This is a genomic window from Paenibacillus sp. FSL L8-0494, assembly GCF_038003695.1.
Lineage (GTDB): Bacteria > Bacillota > Bacilli > Paenibacillales > Paenibacillaceae > Paenibacillus_AQ > Paenibacillus_AQ odorifer.
Genome location: NZ_JBBOPQ010000001.1, coordinates 5,591,358 through 5,608,342 on the forward strand (window position 1 = coordinate 5,591,358; position 16,985 = coordinate 5,608,342).

Consider the following 16,985-nt stretch of genomic DNA (forward strand, 5'->3'; position numbering starts at 1 on the left):
ACTTTAAACCAGTGATATGACCATAGGCATATCTCAAATCTAAGAGATATGCCTATGAAACACATTCAGGTGCACATCACCGGATCGATTGTATCGTGAGAAATTTGTCCGAGAAGCTCAAACGCCCCTAAGGTTCATAATAAGTTGAGTTAAATCTTTTCTTAACGACTGCAGGGATACCAGCAGCCAAAGTAAAATCGGGAACGTCGTCTTTGACAAACGCTCCTCCACCAATCGTAGACCAACAACCAATATGGCGTTTCTCACGGACCGAAGCAGCGATACCAATATAAGCGCCTTCATCAATGGTTACATTACCGGCTACATTAACACCAGGAGATATAGTTACGAAATCACTAATTATTACATCATGACTGAGACTAACGCCTTGGTTAATAATAACATGCTGGCCGATCCTGATATTTCCAGATAAGATAGCCCCTTGAAAGATCATACTTCCTTCTCCGATGATGTTACTTTGAGAGATTCGAACATGGGGATGTATCAAAGGGGATGCAATACGGAATCCTGATTGGATGGTTTCATGAACGAATCTTTTTTTCAAACTCGTATCACCCACCCCGGCGCATACTAGCTCTACCTCGTTTTTTAATAGCTCAATATCAACCAAAGTTCCCAGAACGGGAACGCCATCGACAATCCGGCCTTTGAACTCAGGTCGTTCGTCTAAAAATCCCATTACCTGAACGTCTAATTCTTCGCATAACCAGTTAATCTCTCTGGCATGACCACCAGATCCCCAAATGACTAGTTTTCTCATCGGTTAGCTTCTCCCAAGTTTCCAAGAAATTTAGTAATTCTTCGAATCTTAACCTCATCCAGTTCCTCCCACAAGGGTAAGCTGACAATGTGTTTGGCGGTATATTCGGTAACCTTCACGGATGCTCTGGGATAACCTTGGAATTGCTTTTGTTGATGACATGCCGGAGAAAAGTAGGTTCTGGCTTCAATGGAGTTAGAGGATAACCTTTCGACTACTTCACTGTTGCTTTGGGACTCCGGACTGAGGATAGAAATAAATTGATGAACAACAGATCCTTGTGATTTATGCATGGACCAGCCTTGTTCAAATAAACCTTCTTTGTCCAGTTCTTGAAGATACATTTCATAAATTGCCTTTCGATTCTCCTGTATGGAGGGGAATTGATCTAGAGTAGCTAAGGCAATAGCTGCGGTGTACTCCGACATCTTACTGTTTAACCCTTGGATAACGGACTCTCTGTTGCTGGAGAAGCCAAAATTCCCTGCTTGACGTATTCGCTTAATAAGCTCCTGGTCCATACTGTAGACCAATCCACCTTCTCCAATTCCGAATGATTTGGTGGCATGAAAGCTGAACACTACCGCTCCTCCGAAGCCTTTGCCAAAATGAGTGGCCTCCTCTAAGGTTTTAGTGCCAAAACTAGAAGCAGCATCAATAACTACTGGAACACCTTGCTGCATTAGCCTATTATATAACGATAAATCTATGGCTGTACCAAATGTGGCATAAGGAACAATAACCGCAACCTCATCTCCAAGCTGTTTGACGGTATGTTCTAATTGCTCCCTATTCATTTGTAAATTGTCCGGTTCAATGTCTAGGAAATAAGGTTCAAGTCCACACCATTGTGCGGCAAGGGGGGTGGCAGCAAAAGTGAAGCTTGGCATAATTGCATATTTTCCTTTGGAGCGCTTGGATTGAGAAATTGCTACCATAAGTCCGACAGTAGCATTATGAACGGTCACAGCCGAACCGGTTCCTCCGAACATTTCCGTAATGACACGTTCTTCAAATAGGTCGTTTAAGGGTCCATAATTAGAATAGATTCGGGTTGCCTCAATTTTCTCATAGTAAGTAAGAAATTGTTCTTTTTTTACTAAGTTAGGTCGTAAAAAGGGGATTTCAAACATGAACGGACCCTCCTTCATTTGTAACAATTAAATCTAACTATAAGGTGGTTAATATCATTTCAATTCGCTTGATATCATTAAAAAATTGATGATGATCTTTTACACGATTAAGATAAGAATGGAGTGCAGCTTTATATAAATCTTTTGTCTCTAGAAATCCATCATCTCTAGCGGCGATAATAATATCCAACCATTCAGAGAATACATTAGGACCAAGTGTTTGATTATTTTGATTAGGATGTATGCGGAAATAGCTTAGAGGTTCTGGAATATACACTGCTTTTCCTTTGGATAGTAAGTTTAACCAAGAGGCTAAATCATTGAGAAGAGAATACTGTTTTCCTGAATACACTCCAAATCGATCGATAAGATCGGCTTTTTTGAATAATACCGTTGTAGGTTCACCTATTACATTTAAGCAACGACTTAATGCAATATTTGCAAGCTGCTTACCGTCCATGATCCTTGTTTCTTGATATAACCTATTCGTTGCATAGAGAGGAGGGATAATTACACCTGATTCATTAATCGTTTGTCGGTATGAGGTAACCAGCGTAATGTTTTCAAATTCTCGAAAATAGCAGATCATCTTTGCAATTTTTTCTTTATGAAATACATCATCATCCATTAAGTAATTGATATATTCCCCGGATGCCAAGTTATAGCACTTATGCCAATTTTCAAGAAAAAGATTTTGTTCATTTTTGAAATATTTTATTTGAGGAAACGCATTTAAATAGGGAACTAGCATCTCTTGTACATTATTATTCGAGCTATCATCACAGATGACGATTTCTATATTCGGATAGGTCTGTTCGAGTACACTATCAATGGCGATTTGAAGCGTATGCGGTCGGTTATAAGCAGGTATTACTACACTCACTAAAGGGTATTTCACATGAATCCACCTTTCTAATTCGGCAATGTGGATTTTTTTCATTTGCTAACATACACATAAACACTCCCATATATATATTAATGAGGCATCGAAATGATGATAAAAATGTCTTCACAACTAGTAAAGGGGAATGTTCATGTCACTCGATTTCACTCCATTATTGACAGCTCATCTTTTTGTAGCTGATACGGTGTTAAAGAAAGAGCTTGAAAGGTTTGTAGAGAGAATGGAAGAAAGCCATATTACCGTAAATCAGTATGCAGCAGGCCATCCTTTACAAGAGACTTTTTTCCAAGGACCTCACATCTATATTTCTTTGGGTGAGGGTTGGGGCGCGTTTAGTGCTCTTATTGAATTGCCTAAGCATGAAAAAAAACGCTGGTTGCACTTTCATTCACCTAACGAAATTCAGCCTGAACATTTATTTTTCTGCTGGCTCAAAGCTACAGACCCTCTCCCAGAGAATCGGATGATTCCTCCAACTCGTTTTTCATCAGGCACACCCTTAATATCCGTATTTACTGCCGCCTACAGATCCAAAGAGAAAATTGATCGGCCTTATCAATCCTTATTGAAACAGACATATACAAATTGGGAATGGGTAATCGTAGATGATTCCGGTGATGATGATGAGACATATAGACAATATTTACTTCCACTAAATGACTATCGTGTTCGCAGATATCGTCAAGACTCACGTAATGGTTATATCGGGGCAAATAAAAGGTATGCTGCAGGGCTATGCAGAGGAGAAATATTAGTAGAAGTCGATCATGATGATGAGCTGACAGCTGAATGCCTTGAGAAAATCGTCAGTGCGTTTAAGCAAAATCCAGATTGTGGGTTTGTATATGGGGATTGTGCCGAGGTGTTTGCAGAAAGTAACTATGCGCATTGGTACGGTTGGGACTGCGGCTTTGGTTACAGTATTCATTACCGGGTCTGGCTGCATGACATGAACCGGTGGCAAAATGCTCAGAAACATACAACTATTAACGGGAAGACCATTTCTCACCTTGTCGGTTTGCCTAATCACCCTCGTGCTTGGACAAGAGATTGCTACCATCTAATCGGAGGACATCGAGATGAATTATTGGTAGCAGATGATTACGACATGCTGGTACGTACATTTCTTTGTACTAAAATTGTACAGATCCCTGATTTGTTATACATCCAATATCGCAATGAACATGGGAATAATACCACTTTTTTAAGGAATAAACAGATTCAAATTCTGGTTCGGCAATTAATGAGAGCATACAATCAAAGAATTACAATGAGATTAATCGAGCTTGATTTACCGGAAAAAATACCGTATAACCGCATATGGGAGACCTCCGTTAATGATCCTGCCCGGAAATCTGCGCATGTGATTCATGAGGATTCTTCCCGTTACTCAATACTGTTTCCGATTCCATATAGTTGTCCTAAAGAGCACATCCAATTAATGAAAACACTCCAAAGGGCTGTTGAAAACAATTTTAAGAACACAGAGATAGTGGTTGTTGGAAGAATTCCGGAGGAAGTTGAAATCTATGCCTCTAAAGCTCCTACCGGTGCCATACGATGGTGGCCGATGCAGCAAAAGGATTCACTCGAAACTTGTATACAATATGCCAAATACATTGCTTCGTGTAAGGAAAAGGTGGTTGTATTACCGTAAGCCGGAGCCTGTGTTTGGCGATATAAAGAATAACCGTGGTTTTAAGAGATTCCTACTTCGTCGCTTACCAAAAGTAAGTATAGAAGTCGGGTGGCTTTCTCTTGCCCACAATCTACTAAAGAAGGCTTCAGTGAACGCAAAAAAAACACGAAGGAGCTAAGCATCTACAAACCGCTTAGCTCCTTCGTCCATTCGTATTTCAGTAATGTTTGGCACTTAGGTTATTCCAAAGATACTTTTGGGACAGCCCCATTAAAGTACACCATTAACTTGAATCCCTCAGGATCTATTATAACACTGTAGGTCCTTGAGGTCCTTGATCTCCTTGTGGTCCTTGTACGCCTTGAGGTCCTTGATCACCCTGTGGTCCTTGTACGCCTTGTGGTCCTTGATCTCCTTGTGGTCCTTGTACGCCTTGAGGCCCTTGATCACCTTGTGGTCCTTGTACGCCTTGAGGTCCTTGATCACCCTGTGGTCCTTGTACGCCTTGAGGTCCTTGATCACCTTGCGGTCCTTGTACGCCTTGAGGTCCTTGATCTCCTTGCGGTCCTTGTGCGCCTTGAGGTCCTTGATCACCTTGCGGTCCTTGTACGCCTTGTGGTCCTTGATCACCTTGTGGTCCTTGATCACCTTGTGGTCCTTGATCACCTTGTGGTCCTTGTACGCCTTGAGGTCCTTGATCACCTTGTGGTCCTTGTACGCCTTGAGGTCCTTGATCACCTTGCGGTCCTTGTACGCCTTGAGGTCCTTGATCACCTTGCGGTCCTTGTACGCCTTGAGGTCCTTGATCACCTTGTGGTCCTTGTACGCCTTGAGGTCCTTGATCACCTTGCGGTCCTTGATCTCCTTGCGGTCCTTGATCTCCTTGTGGTCCTTGTACGCCTTGAGGTCCTTGATCTCCTTGTGGTCCTTGATCACCTTGAGGTCCTTGATCACCTTGTGGTCCTTGTACGCCTTGAGGTCCTTGATCACCTTGTGGTCCTTGTACGCCTTGAGGTCCTTGATCTCCTTGTGGTCCTTGTACGCCTTGAGGTCCTTGATCTCCTTGCGGTCCTTGTACGCCTTGAGGTCCTTGATCTCCTTGCGGTCCTTGTACGCCTTGAGGTCCTTGATCACCTTGTGGTCCTTGTACGCCTTGAGGCCCTTGATCACCTTGTGGTCCTTGATCACCTTGTGGTCCTTGTACGCCTTGAGGTCCTTGTACGCCCTGAGGTCCTTGATCACCTTGCGGTCCTTGGTCTCCTTGCGGTCCTTGATCACCTTGTGGTCCTTGTACGCCTTGAGGTCCTTGATCACCTTGTGGTCCTTGATCACCTTGCGGTCCTTGATCACCTTGCGGTCCTTGTACGCCTTGAGGTCCTTGATCACCCTGTGGTCCTTGATCTCCCTGTGGTCCTTGATCACCTTGCGGTCCTTGGTCTCCTTGCGGTCCTTGCTCACCTTGTGGTCCTTGATCACCTTGCGGTCCTTGATCACCTTGCGGTCCTTGTACGCCTTGAGGTCCTTGATCACCTTGCGGTCCTTGGTCTCCTTGCGGTCCTTGATCACCCTGTGGTCCTTGATCACCTTGCGGTCCTTGTACGCCTTGAGGTCCTTGATCACCTTGTGGTCCTTGGTCCCCTTGAGGTCCAGTATCACCCTGAGGGCCTTGAACACCTTGCGGCCCTTGAACGCCTTGAACTCCTTGAAGTCCTTGAACGCCTTGAGGTCCTTGGTCCCCTTGAGGTCCTTGTACACCTTGCGGTCCTTGGTCTCCTTGCGGTCCTTGGTCCCCTTGAAGTCCTTGGTCACCTTGCGGTCCTTGATCACCTTGCGGTCCTTGTACGCCTTGAGGTCCTTGATCACCTTGCGGTCCTTGGTCCCCTTGAGGCCCTTGAGGTCCTTGGTCTCCTTGCGGTCCAGTATCACCCTGAGGGCCTGCGATCTCGGTTCCTAAAAGTTCATCAGAGACTAATCGATGGGCAGGCACGAATTCCCCAGCAGCATTTTTACCCCATACAGAAATTTGTGTTTCATTCTCAGCTGGTCCACTTATGGTAAAGACAAACTCTATTGCATCGAAATTAGCGAAATAGCTTCTAGATAATACTTCATTAGGACCTATGGTTACTAATTCTTGTACATATAATATTCTGGTACCATTTAAATGAAAGCCCTCGATAACAACATTAGAAAAATTTACAGGATCACGATTATCCAGTTTGATTAACACGGTTTGAGTGGACCTAACACCACTAACCGGATCATTAGCAATAGGTCCTGTTGATAGTACTGCCATTACGGCACTCCCTCCTTTCTGGAAAATACAGTTAATCAAGATTTCTTGTTAAACTGCTCTTTTTTATAATATGTTTCAACTATCTATTAAGAATGTGGTTATTACCCTGCATATATGTTGAATTTATGTTTCTGACTGCTCCTCTGCAACAACTCGTTGAACATCGATAATTGCACCACTTTCGTTTCTCCCCCAAACTGAAATCTCAGTGCTTATTTCAGCAAAACCGTCTGTGGTGAACACGAATTCATATGCATCAAAGTCTGCTCCAAAATTTCTCGTAATAACTTCATTGGGTGCAATAGATATTTCTTCTAGTACGTAGAGTGTTCTGAGACTGTTTAATTTGTAACCTTGAATATGAACAGAAGAAAAATTGATAGAATCACGGTTTACAATTTTGATAATAACCGTTTTAATTGTTCTGACACCACTAACAGGATCATTTGCAATGGGTCCTGTTGATAATACTGCCATTGAGCTATTCCCTCCTTTATTAAGTATTTTTCAAAAATTCAGATTAAAAAAATACAAAATTTAAAATTGGGAAAAGGTTAATAATTCCCCTTGTATTGTATTAATGATTGGTTTCATTTGATTGTTTGAATGCCCAAAAATTTTATATTGATTTAGCTATGATTTGATAGTTTTTGAGACTTCTAAATCCCTGCAAGATGCTCAAGGAAATTGGGATTAGCTCCACCACCCTTGCTTTTTTCGAAATATTAGTTATACTGATAAAAATTATTCAAGCATCGATGAGCGGGAGAGTAGTTAACGAGATCTAGTCCTCAGCGAGCCGGGAGAGTGTAAGCCGGTACAGATCCCTTTAATGAAGCGCACCCGTGAGATGGACTTCTGAACCTTAGTAGGAAGTCCCGGCTGAAGGCCGTTATCCCGTAAGGTGGCTGAACAACTTGTTCAGCAACGAGAGTGGTACCGCGAGCGCTAAAGCCCTCGTCTCTTTTGAGACGAGGGCTTTTTTGTATTTTCAAAGGAGGGTATACCATGTTAAATCAAATCATCAAAGACGGAATCGAGCACAGTGTACAACGTGTATTCAATACCTTAGGAGCTGACTATCCAGAGGACATTGCCGTTCTGATCGAACAGCCAGCAAATCTAGAACATGGTGATTATTCATGCAATATCGCTATGCAGCTAGCCAAAACTTTACGAAAATCCCCAATGGTCATAGCAGAATTAGTGAAAGCAGAACTTCAATTCCAAGGGCGCTTCGCCGGTCTTTTACAAAAAGTTGAAGTCGCTGCTCCCGGATTTATCAATTTGTATATGAATTGGCAAAGCTGGGCTGAACATTCCTTTGAACTGCCTGCCAGCACTGGGGAAAAAGTCATTATCGAGCACACTTCTATCAACCCCAACAAAGCCGCTCACGTAGGTCATCTAAGAAACGCCTGTATCGGCGATACTCTAGTCAGAATTATGAAAAGAACTGGGTATAACGTAGAGGTTCATAACTACATTGATGATCTCGGCAATCAGCTGGCGGATACAGTTGTTGGATTATTAAATATACCTTTAGAAGGGGAACACCCACGTTTCGGTGATTTTTGCTGGGATCTTTATGCCAAAGTGAACAAAGAATATGCGCTGAACCCAGAGATGACACACAAGCGCACAGATATACTCCACTCACTTGAACAAGGGGGCGGTAACGAAGCCTGGCTGGGCAACCTTGTAGCTGAACGCATCGTTAGAGAGCATGTAGAGGAAATGAAACATTTTGGGATTTATTATGATTTGCTGGTATGGGAGAGCAGTATTTTAAAAGAGGGATTTTGGGCAGCCGCAGCTGAGCTACTGAAGCAGACAGCCGTTTTTGTACAAGAGACTGAAGGTAAACTCGCAGGCTGCTGGGTGCTGAAGCAAGGAACAGAGGCTAACATTGGAGCGGATTCAGAGGAGCATCATCTCGATAAGGTGCTGGTGCGTTCGAATGGGATTTTAACGTATACAGCCAAAGATATTGCCTATCATCTCTGGAAATTTGGTCTTTTGACCAAAGATTTCTCCTATAGCGAATTCTCGTCCGGTTTATGGACAACTGGATTAACTGGAACCCAAGAATCTTATGGGCAGGCGGACAGAGTCATCAATGTGATCGATTACAGACAGGAATATCCACAACAGATGGTTAAGCAAGCCTTAGGGGCACTAGGTTATAACGAGCAAGCAGACAAACTCCATCATGTGAGTTATGGTGTTGTATCTCTTAGTCCCGCCTCGGCGGCCGAGCTGGGTATAGATATTTCAGAAGGCAAAACTTCTTATGCTATGTCCGGACGCCAGGGAATCGGGATTAAGGTAAGCGATCTGGTGGAGCTTATGGAACAGAACATTGAGCACTCACGTTCCGATAAAGACGGCCTCTCCAGCCGATTGATTGCCACTGCTGCGATTCGCTACTATCTGCTACGGTTTAATTTGGGAACGGAAATCGTGTTTGATTTCAAACAGGCTACCGAAATATCCGGCAATACCGGAGTTTATCTGATGTATACTTTTGCGCGTGCGACAAGTGTTTTGAGTAAAGCTACGATCCCAGTCCTTACAGCTGCCGCACAGCTTCAGTTCCCTTCCGAATTGGAAAAAGCAGAGCTTGCGCTGCTAAGACAGCTAAGTCTCTGGCCAGAGATATTACATTCAGCAAGTATAGAGTTAACGCCAAATACGCTCTGCACTTACGCACATACCTTAGCTACACTGTTCAACAACTTCTATTCTGTATGTCCGATTCTAAAAGGTGATCCAGCTACGATCGAATTCCGCCTCTGGCTTACTTCAAGATTCAAGGATACCCTGGGAGATGTGCTCGAAGTGCTTGGGTTACCGACACCGAATCGAATGTAGAAGATACAAAAAAAAGGGCAATTTCCGCGCTTAACGCGGAGATTGCCCTTCTATATATAATGTTACTTATAAATCTCTATCACATTTCCAGCTTCCGTGCTGAGACGATCAAAGTCCGCACGTTTGATGCGAACACCACCGTTACGATAGCGGTTAGGTGTACCTTCTGTTTGCACTTCCGTACCGTTGATAGTAATTCGACTGATCTCACGACCTGTAAGGTGATAGATAAAATCTACCTTAGTGCCTGCATATTCAAAGCTAAAATGCATTCCATCCAGCGATTCTGGCAGGATAGGGTCAACAATTAAGTCTCCACCTTCCGTACGGATCCCCAGTGCATTCGAGATTAACTGGTTCATATAGATCCCAGGACCGCTGGAATAGATTCTCCAGCCACCTTTAACAGCTACGTCACCATTGCGCAGTTTATCGAAATTCTCCTGTGCCTCATAACGGGTGTTAAATTTACCATCCGAGCTACTGAAATAGGAGTTAGCTTGACGTAGTTCAGCGTTTGGCACCACATCGCGGATTCCGATCGGATTAATCGCTGCCAGACCCTTCCAGACCTGATCAGTTTTACCGAGCTTGGCCATAGCCTCTACATAACGGATATGTGCATGCACATATTGAAGTCCAATTTCCCGGCCAAAGTTAGCCGCTTGCTCCGCACGTTTGAAATGAGTGCTGACCCCGCCAACATATTGAGCTGGACGATTCATCAGACGTACACCGTCAGGACAGAATAGTTTATCCTGAATGACATCATAGTGTGCTTCGGCCTGTTCCGGAGTAAGCAGCTCACTGATCATACTGCGCGTCATTGGCAGCAGACGGTACTGAATACCTGTTTCTGTGTCACTTGGGTGCACCATAAGCTTAATCTGCTCAGGGTCCTCCATATACAGGAAGCCAGGAATCACTTCGGATTGAAGCATATGAGTATGGAAATCCTTACGGATTCCTTCCACCATCGCCTTCAGCTCCTCTGCCTCAGCTTGATCAACTGAACGAAGTACCTCTGAGAACTGATTAAGTGTCTGATAGGTAAGCGCTACTGTCCAGCTGCTAACCATATACTGCTTCAGCTGTGGATTTGCAGGCTGGAGCGTATCATCCCAGTCTCCATCACCGTAAGAAGACAGATGTGTGTCATGCAGGAAATGATCCTTAATATAAGCAATTTCCTTCCGTGCGTGATCCAGCAACGTCGCTTTTTCTTCTGTAAAGTCAAAGCTGTGCTTACGGGTATACGGTACTGTTGCTCCCAAGATGCTGTAATCCTGAGTTACTGCCAAGTAGTCTCCAAGCACCTTAAGCGGCCATACAATAATATCTCCATGACTTTCTTCTTGTTGTATCTTCGTGTATTTATCAAACATGAACCACTGTGGCCAGTTGCCATCATCTTCATATTGATGACTGTACAGCGTCAGCAAAATTTCACGAACCTGTTCGTATTTTTGCGTAGCCATGAAATATTCCACAGGCCCCTGACATACATCCCGTGTTCCCCAAGCAGCGCCACCATATTGCTCTAAACCATGTGGAACCGAATAGTGAACCAGCATGTTATGTGTGTACCACCAAGTCAGAGCGTTAACCTTAAACAGTTCACCCTCTGTTCCGTCCCCAAGCGTCAGGCGGAAGCCATTCATCACACCAGCATAAAATGCGCGATAAGCAGAAATCTCTTCCTCAGCTGAACGATTTCTTGGAGCAAGTGACTTACCATCCAGAAGGCCTTGAATATTCAAGGTCCATTCACTGCTGGCAGACAGCTCCAGTACTGCTAACGGTGCTTCAGTTGGTTGAACAGGAGAGACAAGTCTACCTTCATCCTGCAGAGTTAACTCCGCACCCTGCACCTGTAATTTATACTGTAAGTCAGGATATTCACCAGCACTTAGTGCGCTTCTGTCAGCCGAGAAGATTACTGCTCCACCTTCTTGCTTGGATTGATATGGAAGCTCGTATTCATTAACGTTCATGGTGATTTGATTAGTGACTAAATAACGATAAGCTCGTCCGCTTTCCGAACGCACATTCAGGAATATCTCTGGCGAATCTTCGGTGGTGTAGTTCGTAATAATGAAGCATTCACCATCTGTTCTGTAATACCAACGAGCATAGTTGAAACCAACCTCAAATAGAGAAGGCATAGTCAGCAAACGATATTCACCGTTCCACTCTACATAAATGCGTTGTCCTGAAGCTTTTGGAATGTTAAGCGCATTTCTTGGATTGGACATTAGCTTGTTGAAATTGGTATTTCCAATTACCACTTGGGAGTTAAAGATCCCGTACATATAAGAAGTTGTTGTGATGACCTTATCATTAAGTCGAGCGTTATCCCCACTCATCAGGATATGGCCGTGTGGCCGTTCTACGCGCATTTCTTTCTCTTTTAATACTACGTGCTCATAATTCTCCGTGAAAAAGGAAAGTAGTGTGTCTCCTTCTCTCTCCTCCTGATAACGAACCGGAAACAAGACCCCGATCTCTTTCTCTGTCAGCGAATCTGCAGCCAGCGGTGCTCCCAGCTCCTTCGAGAAGAAAGAACGTTCAAGTGCTGCTTCAGCTTCTAAAGGTAAATCTTTAACAGCATCCCAAGCCGCAGCAATATCATTAGCAAATTCTAGCGCAGTGATCGCTTCTGGATGATCTTGCTTAAACAATCCGTAGAACACAAACCGTGTTTCACCGCTCAGCTTCACCCGTTCCGATTGCAGCGCAGTATATGCGAATTCATATTGATAGATCTCATTACTTAATTGCTCACGACCCAAGCTCTCTGGTTGATTGGTTTCTTTATAGGACAGTCCAAAGAATTGAAAACCGTCTGTTGAGAAGCTTGTTGCCTTGGTAAGTGAACCCTGTTGCAGATATGGGAATTTCCCGCCCTGCGGCTGATTCTGTCTAGAGCAAACAACGTACCCGTTGGATTGATCCTCAAATACCGCATGATCGATATACTGTGACAGGTAAGCTTCATTACTGCGGACAGCGGCGATATCAGCAATCCCTACATCCTGTCCGTACACGAGATCTACCTCTGCATTTTGTCCAGTAAGCTTCACATCCCAGAACCAAGCTCCTCCTGCAGTAGGGGTGAAAATAACTTGATATTCTATATTTTCCGCAGTACCTTCCCAAACCAAACGGTTTCCAGCCTTACGTACAGTGCTTGAAGAATGAATGCCAAGCAAAGGAATGGCTTGAATGTTTCCATCATTGTGCACTCGCAAATATAGATTGGATAATGAACCATCCACAATGCTTGGCAGCAATTGATTGATCATTGTCCGTTCGTAGAGGACTTGGAACAAGTCCCCGCTGTTTGTAAAAGTGAAGGATAGATCCCCGGCGTTTAAACGGATGTTAGTATTCAAATTAGTAGTCATATTATACACTTCCTCCATTACGGCGTTACTGCCGTATATATTCTACTTATGCTAATGTTAAGCAAAAATCCCGTTCTTTAACCTCATTGCTGTTCGAACCGACGAATAATTTAAATCGTCCCGGATCGCTGCTAAAGCTTAGATCGCTATGATAGTAACGAAGCTGCTGTTCGGTAAGGGTAAAGGTCACTTCACGACTTTCCCCTGGTGAGAGGTTGATCTTGGCAAAATCCTTCAGTTCCTTCATCGGTCTGACGACTTCTCCGGAAATGTCTCGGATATACAGCTGCACTACCTCTTCCCCATCTACTTCTCCAGTATTGGTCACCGTAACTTTTATTTCAATAGGCTGATTTTCAGTCATGATTTCACCGGACAGAATTGGTTCACTATAGCTAAATGTCGTATAGCTCAATCCAAAACCAAATGGCAAAAGCGGCTCATTAGGAATATCCAGATATTGCGAGACATAACGTTTGTCGGCACCCGGAGCATGTAAGGGGCGTCCAGTGTTGAAATGATTGTAATAGACTGGAATCTGCCCAACGGATACCGGGAAAGACATCGTTAATCTTCCTGAAGGATTCTCATCTCCATAAAGTAGACTGGCAATTGCCGCTCCGCCTTCACTGCCAGGGAACCACGCTTCCAGAATAGCATCTGCATGCTCGTACACACCGGCCAAGTCTAGTGGACGTCCATTAAACAACACCACCACGATAGGCTTATTCAGCTGTTTCAGACGTTGTAAAAGCTCAAGCTGCGCTTCCGGCAAACGGATATCTGAACGGCTGCCCGCTTCTCCACTCATCTCTGAATGTTCACCAAGCGCCAGTACAATCACATCAGCTTGCTTAGCAGCCGCTTCCGCCTCCAGCCACTGTTCCTCTGTAAAGCTATCGACTCCAGAACCTTCTGCAACAGTAATCTTACCCGCACCTGCGCGAGCTTGAAGTGCCGGTGCAAGACGGCTTGCCTCTTCCGTTGAACCCAACCACGACCACGGTCCAAGAATATCTCCGCTAGTAGCAAACGGTCCAATTAGCGCAATCCGTTGCTCTGCAGCAAGCGGCAGAACCTGATCATTCTTGAGCAGTACGCAGGATTTAGCCGCCAACTCACGCGCCGCATTTCGATGATCTTCACAGAAGATTACCTCACGCTCTTTCTCGACGTCAGCTCCGCGGAACGGATGCTCGAACAAGCCCAATCTTTGCTTCAATTTCAAAATACGAAGCACAGCTTCATCAATAATCTTTTCATCTACTTGTCCATCTGCAACAAGCGCCGGAAGCTGATGAACGTAACAAGCCGTCATCATCTCGATGTCTACACCAGCTTTGATGGCTTTAAGTGCTGCCTCAGCCTCATCCTCAGCGACACCATGTGGGATCAGTTCCTTCACTGCACCCCAATCCGAAATCAATACGCCATCAAATCCCCATTCTTCACGAAGCAGCTGGCGAAGCAGCTTGACGTTGCCGCTTATCGGAATCCCATCAATCGTATTAAATGAAGTCATGACCATTTCTGCACCTTCATCCAGTGCTGCACGATAGGCTGGCAGATAATATTCACGCAGCTGCCGTTCCGATAAATCCACCGTATTATAATCACGACCGCCTTCGGATAGACCATAGGCAGCAAAGTGCTTGATACAAGCCGCCAGACGATCCACATCACCAGTCAAGTCGCTTCCTTGAAATCCGCGCACAAACGCACGGGCAAACCTACCATTCAAATATGGATCTTCTCCTGTAGATTCCATTACTCTTCCCCAACGTGGGTCCCGTACAAGATCCGCCATTGGCGCATAAGTAACGTGCACACCGGAGACTGCCGCTTCTTTAGCCGCAATCTCGGCGCTCAGCTCTGCGCGATCCATATCCCAAGAGCAGCCAATTGCCAGCGGGACCGGAAAAATCGTCTTGAAGCCATGCACAATATCCGCCATCATCAGCAAGGGAATGCCCAATCTATTTTTGCGTAAATGGGCTTCCTGAACCGCAATGACTTGCGCTGCACCTGATAGACCAAGTACAGAGCCGCTGCTCTCGATCATGTGGACCGTAATTCCCATCGATGCCATAGGGCCAGTGATTTGTCCTCCATCCTCTGCCCCTTCATAGAAATTAGCGGCTAGCTGCTGCAATTGTGCAATCTTTTCTTCAAGCGTCATCTGGTTCAACAAGGTAGTCAGTTGCTGCTCATTCATTTCAAATCCTCCATTGTTCAATTCTGCCGATGCCTATGAATGGAAAAACCCGTGTGCAAGAATTGCACGCGGGTCCTGTAGGTTCATTCCTACATGCATAGGGCGAAAGCTATTTTTTTAGATTGTTTAGTTCATCTAGAACCGGCTGAACGAGGGATTGTTTGCTCTTAACCCATTCTTTCCAGTTCGTCTCTAGATCGCCTGGTTTCAAAATCAGGTTAGTGTATTCTGTAGCATAGTCAAAGGAAGCCTGATTTTTAGCCTTGGAATCATACAACTGGTAATCCCAGTCATATTCAGCCGTTGCTTTGTCTTTTAACGCAAGCTCAGCTTTTTCTTTGAACAGTTCTACAGAACGATCGCGATATTCTTTTTTGATCGCAGGGTTCACGACACTAAAGTCATCCGCCAAGACATACAGTCCTTCAAAACGGTTCGGATATTTCTTATCCAATGTTGTTCCTTCAGGGAGTAGGCTGATTAATTCGCCATTTTCGCCTTTTTTCCAATCTGTTCCTTCAAAGCCCAAGTTAACGGTCAATTGACCTTCTTTACTTGTTGTATATTCCATGAAGTCCATAATCCGTTCAAATTTCTCTTTGCTAATATCTGGCGAAAAGATTACAGCAGACCAGAAGTTAACTTGATCAAGGTTACGATATTTACCGTCATCGCCAAGTACAATAGCTGTGTGTACTAGGTCATCACTATTTACACCTAGGTTATCTTTCATTTTAACGTCCATGTCTTTTCTGTAAGAAGCCAAACCACCTAGACTCGTAATACCGGAAACACCGTTAACTGTGAACTTTTGGCCAGATTCGCCATTTTTCCAAGTATAAAACTCAGGGTGCAGTAATCCTTCTTTATAAGTAGTTTGAAGTTCTTTCAGTGCCGCTAACGTTTCATCGTTGGCTGGACCCCATTGGTATTTTCCATCTGCATCTTTATAGAATGCTGACTCTACTCTGGAGTGCACGCTATTAGCCATTACAATATTAGTCAAAGCATCGTTGATGTCATAAGAAATAGGAATGAGTTTATCTCCTACCTTGCCAGGGTCTTTCTCTTTAAGCAATCTAGCAAATTCCATCAGTTCTGTAGTAGTGTAAGCATCCTTCAATTCAAAACCAACGGCTTTAGCCCAGTCAGAACGCAGAGCAATTACTCCGATTTGGTTAATGAGCGGATCTGCCGGCTTGTTCTCAAAGTATACCGGTCTTGGCAGAACATAAGTGCCACCTACCGCTTTCTCCAATTCATCGCCAAGTCCTGTCAGCTTATAAGCGGCTGCCACATTCGGCCAGCGTTCTTTCCAGTCATCTGGCAGCTTGTACAGGAGCCCTTGATCAATGTAATTAAGCGCATCACCGTGAACATAGTTCCAGCTTGCTACGTCAGGAAGATCACCAGAGTTAATCCATAGGCGAAGCTTCTCAGCCCATGAATCCCATTCAATATAGTTGTAATCCCATTTAATATTGAACTTATCCGTAAAATATTTATGATACACGTTATCAAAATCAGATTCTGTTGTCTTAATGGTACTGGCTAACGAAATCTTCAACTCATCTTTATATCCATCTGTTGGATTGCCTGAATTTCCGCTATTAGCATTGTTGTCTGAGCTTGAGCATGCTGCCAACATGATTGGAGTAAGACATAAAACACCGGCAAGGATTGACTTTACAGATTTTCTTTTTAAAATATTCATTTTGTCCTCCTTAAATTGTGTG

General features: G+C 44.1%; 10 protein-coding genes, 1 pseudogene and 1 other annotated feature. Of the genes and pseudogenes, 3 read left to right on the forward strand and 8 right to left on the reverse strand.

The genetic code is table 11. From position 1 onward, the window contains the following. Positions 1 to 127: 127 nt before the first annotated feature. From NYE35_RS25345 to NYE35_RS25355, 3 genes are read right to left on the reverse strand one after another with little or no spacing between them, the layout of a single operon-like run. On the reverse strand, positions 128 to 781 hold the full coding sequence (locus NYE35_RS25345; protein WP_076099425.1) for an acetyltransferase: 654 nt from the start codon (positions 779 to 781) through the stop codon (positions 128 to 130). Then, a complete protein-coding gene (locus tag NYE35_RS25350; protein ID WP_341122203.1) occupies positions 778 to 1,914 on the reverse strand; it encodes a DegT/DnrJ/EryC1/StrS family aminotransferase in 1,137 nt (378 codons plus the stop codon). The genes NYE35_RS25345 and NYE35_RS25350 overlap by 4 nt, the downstream gene beginning before the upstream one ends. 37 nt (positions 1,915 to 1,951) lie before the next feature. Next, positions 1,952 to 2,812: a glycosyltransferase family 2 protein gene (locus tag NYE35_RS25355; protein ID WP_076148215.1), complete on the reverse strand. Its 861-nt coding sequence runs from the start codon at positions 2,810 to 2,812 to the stop codon at positions 1,952 to 1,954. A gap of 136 nt (positions 2,813 to 2,948) precedes the next feature. Between NYE35_RS25355 and NYE35_RS25360 the strand changes: the two genes are divergently transcribed. Next, entirely contained in the window at positions 2,949 to 4,475 is a 1,527-nt protein-coding gene (locus tag NYE35_RS25360) for a glycosyltransferase (protein WP_076106023.1), read from the forward strand. Then, positions 4,474 to 4,635: pseudogene (locus tag NYE35_RS25365) on the forward strand (transposase); the annotation flags it as partial. The gene NYE35_RS25360 and the pseudogene NYE35_RS25365, both read left to right, overlap by 2 nt. Positions 4,636 to 4,754: 119 nt before the next feature. On the opposite strand, the gene NYE35_RS25370 reads toward NYE35_RS25365, so the two are convergent. Further along, positions 4,755 to 6,383, reverse strand: coding sequence for a hypothetical protein (locus tag NYE35_RS25370; protein WP_341122204.1), 1,629 nt, complete (start codon positions 6,381 to 6,383; stop codon positions 4,755 to 4,757). A 493-nt stretch (positions 6,384 to 6,876) separates the two neighbouring features. Continuing rightward, complete coding sequence (locus tag NYE35_RS25375) at positions 6,877 to 7,230, reverse strand: hypothetical protein (protein WP_076101005.1); 354 nt, start codon at positions 7,228 to 7,230, stop codon at positions 6,877 to 6,879. Between the two features lie 272 nt (positions 7,231 to 7,502). Then, positions 7,503 to 7,721, forward strand: a binding site (T-box leader). A 40-nt stretch (positions 7,722 to 7,761) separates the two neighbouring features. Between NYE35_RS25375 and NYE35_RS25380 the strand changes: the two genes are divergently transcribed. Further along, complete coding sequence (locus tag NYE35_RS25380; protein WP_076273629.1) at positions 7,762 to 9,627, forward strand: arginine--tRNA ligase; 1,866 nt, start codon at positions 7,762 to 7,764, stop codon at positions 9,625 to 9,627. A gap of 62 nt (positions 9,628 to 9,689) precedes the next feature. On the opposite strand, the gene NYE35_RS25385 is transcribed toward NYE35_RS25380, so the two are convergent. The 3 genes from NYE35_RS25385 to NYE35_RS25395 all read right to left on the reverse strand — a co-directional run bounded on the left by NYE35_RS25385 (position 9,690) and on the right by NYE35_RS25395 (position 16,963). Then, positions 9,690 to 13,034 (reverse strand): GH36-type glycosyl hydrolase domain-containing protein, encoded by a 3,345-nt coding sequence (locus tag NYE35_RS25385; protein ID WP_076273628.1) that lies wholly within the window; start codon positions 13,032 to 13,034, stop codon positions 9,690 to 9,692. Between the two features lie 46 nt (positions 13,035 to 13,080). Then, positions 13,081 to 15,249, reverse strand: coding sequence for a beta-glucosidase BglX (gene bglX, locus NYE35_RS25390; RefSeq protein ID WP_076273627.1), 2,169 nt, complete (start codon positions 15,247 to 15,249; stop codon positions 13,081 to 13,083). 109 nt (positions 15,250 to 15,358) lie between these two features. Continuing rightward, positions 15,359 to 16,963 (reverse strand): extracellular solute-binding protein, encoded by a 1,605-nt coding sequence (locus NYE35_RS25395; protein ID WP_076101011.1) that lies wholly within the window; start codon positions 16,961 to 16,963, stop codon positions 15,359 to 15,361. Positions 16,964 to 16,985 lie beyond the last annotated feature (22 nt).